This is a genomic window from Nocardioides sp. NPDC006273 (genome assembly GCF_040613495.1).
GTDB lineage: Bacteria > Actinomycetota > Actinomycetes > Propionibacteriales > Nocardioidaceae > Nocardioides.
Genome location: NZ_JBEXSD010000113.1, coordinates 1 through 5,786, shown reverse-complemented (window position 1 = coordinate 5,786; position 5,786 = coordinate 1). Strand labels below are relative to the sequence as shown.

Below are 5,786 nucleotides of genomic sequence, written 5' to 3'. Positions count from 1 at the left end.
AGGTCCTGTCGCTCGTCCATGAGCTTGGTCAGGGCACTGGCGTGCCGGAACTTGAGGCTGTGCTGCTTCGTGGAGCTGTTCGCCTCAGGCTTTGTGAGAGTGACCTATAGGTCACTCTCAGCTTCACAACCTTGCTTCGGCGACGGCGGCGCCGATGGAGTCGAAGGGCACGAACGCGACCCTGTGCTCGCCGCACAGGCTCAGCCGCGCGTCGTCCTCGCGGCGGGTGGCGAGACCGTACTGGTTCTGTACGCAGGCCACCGGCCCGATCGCGAGCGCCTCGGTGAGCTGCTCGGGACCGATGTTGGGGAGGCCGACGTGCTCGACCAAGCCGGCCTCGCGCAGGTCGAGCAGGGCGCCGAACTGGTCGGCGATCGACCCGGTGCCGCGCTCGCGACCGACTCCCCAGCGCAGGTTCACCACGCCGAGGTGGTCGAGGCCGAGCTGGCGGATGTTCTCCTCGACTTGGTCGCGCAAGCGCTCGGGACGGGTCTCGGACTCCCAGGCGTTGTCGCGGCCGCGCGGGTCCGGCCGACCTTGGTCGCGGTCACCAGGTCCTCGCCGTACGGCTGGAGAGCGGTCGCGATCAGCTCGTTGGCCGAGCGCGTGGGAGTGAAGTGGATCGCCGCGGTGTCGATGTGGTTCACGCCAAGCTCGACGGCGCGGCGGAGGACGGCGATCGCGTCTCGCCCAGGAGCTCGGGTTCGTCTGACCGTTCCGGCCGGCGCTGTCCGGATCCTGACGCCGCCGTCCGGTTCTTCGGGGCCGCCCGGTACCGTCGAGCGTGACTTGTTCGGGCGGGTCAGGAGGTCTGCGGTGCGTTGCTTCATCGTCGTCAAGGGGCGTAGCGACGCCGAGCGCTGGGACTGGGTCCTGGCCGGCCCGGAGCTGCGCGCGGCGGGATCGCTGGGTGCGCGCGGGACCGAGGACGCGATCATCGCGGCGATCGGAGCCGCGTACGACTCGCTGGAGCCGCTCGCACCGGTTCAGGTCGTGGTCGCGCTTCCGTCCAACTCGCGGTTCTGGATGCTGACCGACGAGATCGCGTCCGCCTATCCAGGGGTCGCCGTGGTGCCGTTCGTCGACGAGGACGCGGACATCCGTGCCGAGGCGGTGGAGGCGCTGGCCGTCCATCGCGCCGGTCCGTTGCCGCCGCTGGTCGTCGCGACCGACGGCTCGGCGCACCGCGGGTTCATCGGCTGGGGCTGGCTCGCCGGCGACGGACAGCACGGCTTCGGGCGGCAGGTGCCCAACGCCCGGATCCGCGATCCGCAGTCGCTTGTGGTCCTGGCCGAGCTCCAGGCGATCGCCGAGGCGGTGCGGGCGCTGCCGCGGCGTACGCTGACCATCCGGACCGACTCGCGGGTCGCGCTCGCGCAGATCGAGAGCTGGCTCCGCGGCGAGGTGTCCATGCCGAAGGGCTACGAGACTGCCCACCGGGCCGACCTCGCCGGCCTGACCAGGATGCACGACGACCTGTGCCGCGAGTCCGAGCGTCTCTCTTTCGAATGGGTGCGCGGCCACGTCGGCGAGGCTCTCAACGAAGGTGCGGACTCGCTCGCGAAGCTCGCCCGGCGTTTCGCCGAGGGGACCTGGGGGCTCACCGCCGAGGAGATCCCCAGGAGGGCGCGGGCGATCGCGGATACGTTCGCCGTGCCCGTGGCCTCGGGCTCTGCTTCAGCCGGGTAGGTTCGCCTGCTGTGAATCCTCCTGCGGTCACCATCGCCCCCGACGAGCCTGCGCAGATCCGCGCGCGGCTCGATGCGCTGGGCCTGGACGGCATCTTCGACGTACACACCCACTTCCTGCCCGAGCGGATGCTCGAGAAGGTCTGGGCCTACTTCGACGCCGTCGGTCCGATGACCGGCCAGGCATGGCCGATCGCCTACCGGCACACCGAGGAGGAGCGGCTCCGGGTGCTGAGAGGCCTCGGCGTACGTCGCTTCTCGGCGCTCACCTATCCGCACAAGCCCCAGATGGCGGCGTGGCTGAACGAGTGGGGTGCGGAGTTCGCGGCCGACAAGCCGGACTGCCTGCAGTCCGCGACGTTCTACCCGGAGCCGGGAGCGGGCGAGTGCGTGCGCGAGGCGGTCGAGGCAGGGGCGCGGATCTTCAAGGCGCACGTCCAGGTCGGTGACTACGACCCCAACTCGCCGCTGCTGGACCCGGTCTGGGAGGTGCTCTCGCAGTCGCGTACGCCGCTGGTGATCCACTCCGGCCATGGGCCCGCTCCGGGGCGTTTCACGGGGCCGGCCGGCATGGAGGCGCTGCTCGAGCGCTACCCGGATCTGGTGCTGATCGTCGCCCACATGGGGCTGCCGGACTACTCACGATTCCTCGACCTTGCGGAGAAGTACGACGGGGTGCACCTGGACACGACCATGGCCTTCACTGCCTTCACCGAGGCGATGGCACCCTTCCCCGCCGAGGAGATGCCACGCCTGAAGGCGCTGGGGGAGCGGGTCCTGTTCGGGAGCGACTTCCCGAACATCCCCTATCCCTATCTGGAGGCGGTCGATGCGGTCCTGGGCCTCGGGCTCGGGGACGAGTGGGCGCGCGGGGTGCTCTATGAGAACGCCGCGCGGCTCTTCGGGGTCTAGCCCTGTGCTTGGTCCAGGAACTTCCTGGCTGTGTCGACAACCTGGGTGAGCGCGGTCCGCGACTCGTTCCGGCCCTGCTCGAACTCCTCGGAGGGGATCCCGGGTCTCATCGCCTCGATGACCTCGAGCGACAGGTGACATTGCTCTCGCAGCTCCCGGTCATCGACCAGCAGCTCGACTCGCAGTCTTGCCGACACCGCCGCCGCGCGTACCTCGTAGTCCAGCCGGCGGAGGACGTCCTGGTCATCGCGGTCCTCGTAGACGGAGTGCCACCGGTCCATCCGGACACGTCGGTAGGTGGTGAGTGCCTCCGCATAGACCGCTATCGCGTCGACCCGTTCCTGCCGCCGACGTTCGGCGCCGGCCAGTGCCTGCTGCTGACGGACTGTGCTCCGCTGGATCGCGTACGTCGCCAGAGAGCCGAGGAGGGTGCCGAGCACTGCCACCACACTCGCGAAGATCGCTGTCACCTGCGTAGCCAACCAGGTCGCGGCTCGTCCGTGTGCGCTTTGGCGCAAAGTACGCCGCCCCGAGGACCGGTCAGGCCACAGCGGTCTCCTCGAAGCTGCCGGTGAGGATCTGGACGAGGTCGGGGAACCCGAGCGCGAGCCGGTTGAACCGGGGCGACTCCGCGGCGACGACCAGGTGCTTGGCGAGCTCGAGCTCGTCCCGGGCCCACGGGATCGGCCCCGCACGGTCCAGGTTCGCCGAGTTGGCAGCGCCGTGGCCGGAGATCGAGCGGTAGGTGATCACCGGGGTGCCCGAGGCCAGTGCCTCGAGCGAGGTGAAGCCGCCGGCGTTCTGGACGACGCAGTCGCTGGTCGCCATCAGTGCGCGTACGTCGGTGCGCCAGCCTGCGAGCGTTCTATGGTTCATCCTGTGATCACGGCCCAGGCGTTGCGCGATCGAGCGCGGTCGGCGGTGGCCGCGCTGGGCGGCGGCCCGGTGGCGGTGGCCGTGGTGATGCGCCGGGTCGTGCGGAGCTTCGCCGAGGCGCGGGGGATGCCGCTCACCGACGCTGCCCTCGACTCCGCGGGGCTGCTGTCCGTGCCGAGCGCGGACCATCCCTCTCTGGATCATCTGCTGACGGACTATCTGGGTCCGGACGGGACAGCGGCGGACGATCTCGTTCTGGAGGAGATCGGCTATGTCTACGAGGCTCTGCTCGAGGACTCCTCGCGGCGCGACAACGGTGCCCACTACACCCCGCCCGAGCTCGCCGACGAGATCGTCGCGCACACCCTGGCACCGGTCACCGCGCCGGACGCGACCGTGGTCGACATCGCCGCCGGGAGCGGCGTCTTCCTCCTCGCCTCCGCCCGCTACCTGGCCTCCTCGTGCCAGGTGCCCATGGTCGAGGTCGTGACCGGCTGTCTCTACGGTGCCGACATCGACCCGGTCGCGGTCGACATCGCGAAACTGTCTCTCTGGCTGCTCTGCGAGGATCCCGCGCTCTCGCTGACCTTTCTCGACGACCGCATCCTCTGCGGCAACTCGCTGGTGGGACTCGTCGACCCGGCCGACCTGCCCGCGGACGTACGTGACCCGAAGGCGTACGCCGACGCCATGGTCGCGGTCGCGCTGCCGTTGGGCGGCCGGCCGGGGCGACGGCTCGACGATGCGTACGCGGCGCTGAGCAGGGGCCGGCGCCTGCCTGTTCCCGTTGTCCGCCCGATCCACTGGGCGCTGGTCGCTCCTGAGGTGATGGCGCGTGGCGGCTTCGACGCGGTCGTCGGCAATCCGCCCTACCTCGGGGTGAAGCGGGTGCGGGACGCGATCGGTCAAGAGCTGCGGGACTACCTCGCCCACACGCTCGCCGGGGGCACCACCAGGCGGGCCGACTACGTCATCTACTTCCTGCTCCGCGCCGCTGCTCTCAGTCGGGGCGAGATCGGGCTGATCACGACCGACTCGGTCAGCGAGGGCGACACGGCGCGGTTCGGTCTCGGTGCCCTCCTGGACCGCGGCTGGCAGGTCGCCCGGGCGGAGCGGTCGGCCCCGTGGCCGACGGCGGGCGTGCGGTTCGCGAAGATCTGGCTCACCGTCCGGCCGCTCGACAGCGCTTGGCTCGACGGGCGCCCGGTCTCCGCGATCACCGGCACGCTCGAGGAAGGTCTCTCCCTCCCGGAGCCGGCGCGGCTGGATCTCGAGGTCCCGCTACCGCACGGCTATCAGGGCACGATCGTGCTCGGACGCTCGCTCGTGCTGACGCCGTCCGAGGCGGAGAAGCTCGCTCGCGGTCCGCTCGGGCACGCTGTGCGGCCCTACCTGAGCGGTGAGGACCTGGTGAGACCCTGTGGCTCGACCGCTTCTCGCTTCGTCGTGGACGTCGGCAAGCTGGGGCTCGAGGAGCTCGCCGAGGACCGTGCGCTCGCACGTCTCGTACAGTCGAAGGTACGCGCCGAGCGCCGTCGTCAGTTCGTGAAGTACCCCCAGCTCAAGGAGCGCTGGTGGGGTTTCCTCAGCCCGGTCGACGAGCTCTATCGCGACGCCGCCGGGGTCTCGCACGTCATCGCGTTCAGCAAGCACAGCAAACACCTGTGGCCAGTGCTGGTCGGTGCCGACCACGTGTTCTCCAACGGCCTGGTCGTCTACCCGACGCAGGATCCGGCGGCGTACGCGTTCTTGGCCTCCGACCTCCATCGCGTCTGGGCGATGCGCGCTGGCGGCACCATGCTCAACACCGCCTACCGCTACAACCCCTCGCGCCTGCGCGCCACCTACCCGTTCCCCGCCGATCTCGCGCCGCTCTGCCCGGTCGGCGAGGCGCTCCTCGCGGCCCTGGACCGCGTCGGCACCGAGCGCCGGATCGGCGTCACCGGCGTACTCAACCTCGTCGGTGACCCCCACACCCACGACCTCGCGACCACGGACCTGCGCCAGGCCATCGCCGACGTCAACCACGCGACCGCCCGCCTGCAGGGCATCGACGAGTCCCTCGCCACCCCCGACCTGACCCCCACCGGCTTCGGCCTCACCCCGATCCGCCAGCGAGCCCTGATGGCCGCCCTCGTCGACCAGAACCTCACCCTCGCCGAAGCGTCAGGTACGTCGCCCGAGACGTCAGGTACGTCGCCCGAGACGTCAGGTAGGTCGGCCGAGACGTCACACGCGAGCTGGGTTTAGAACGTCGTGAGACAGTTCGGTCCCTATCCGCCGCGCGCGTAGGAAACTTGAGAAATGCTG

The 5,786-nt window shown here is 70.2% G+C and carries 5 protein-coding genes and 1 pseudogene; 3 read left to right on the top strand and 3 right to left on the bottom strand.

Features of this window, described 5'->3' with window-relative positions; translation table 11 throughout:
• Nucleotides 1-123: 123 nt before the first annotated feature.
• Nucleotides 124-830 (bottom strand): annotated as a pseudogene (locus ABZZ22_RS26615) (aldo/keto reductase).
• Between ABZZ22_RS26615 and ABZZ22_RS26610 the strand changes: the two are divergent.
• The gene (locus ABZZ22_RS26610; protein WP_354938450.1) at nucleotides 817-1,689 is read left to right on the top strand and encodes an RNase H family protein; all 873 of its coding nucleotides are present in this window, start codon (nucleotides 817-819) and stop codon (nucleotides 1,687-1,689) included. The pseudogene ABZZ22_RS26615 and the gene ABZZ22_RS26610 sit on opposite strands and share 14 nt — an antisense overlap.
• A gap of 11 nt (nucleotides 1,690-1,700) precedes the next feature.
• Nucleotides 1,701-2,600, top strand: coding sequence for an amidohydrolase family protein (locus ABZZ22_RS26605; protein WP_354938447.1), 900 nt, complete (start codon nucleotides 1,701-1,703; stop codon nucleotides 2,598-2,600).
• Here the strand turns inward: ABZZ22_RS26605 and ABZZ22_RS26600 are convergent.
• Together ABZZ22_RS26600 and ABZZ22_RS26595 are read right to left on the bottom strand one after the other, a co-directional pair.
• Nucleotides 2,597-3,070 (bottom strand): hypothetical protein, encoded by a 474-nt coding sequence (locus ABZZ22_RS26600; protein ID WP_354938444.1) that lies wholly within the window; start codon nucleotides 3,068-3,070, stop codon nucleotides 2,597-2,599. The genes ABZZ22_RS26605 and ABZZ22_RS26600 overlap by 4 nt on opposite strands.
• A 70-nt stretch (nucleotides 3,071-3,140) precedes the next feature.
• Nucleotides 3,141-3,476: a hypothetical protein gene (locus ABZZ22_RS26595; protein ID WP_354938441.1), complete on the bottom strand. Its 336-nt coding sequence runs from the start codon at nucleotides 3,474-3,476 to the stop codon at nucleotides 3,141-3,143.
• A gap of 3 nt (nucleotides 3,477-3,479) precedes the next feature.
• On the opposite strand from ABZZ22_RS26595, the gene ABZZ22_RS26590 reads away from it, so the two are divergent.
• Nucleotides 3,480-5,726, top strand: a complete 2,247-nt coding sequence (locus tag ABZZ22_RS26590) for a DNA methyltransferase (protein WP_354938438.1) — start codon at nucleotides 3,480-3,482, stop codon at nucleotides 5,724-5,726.
• Nucleotides 5,727-5,786 lie beyond the last annotated feature (60 nt).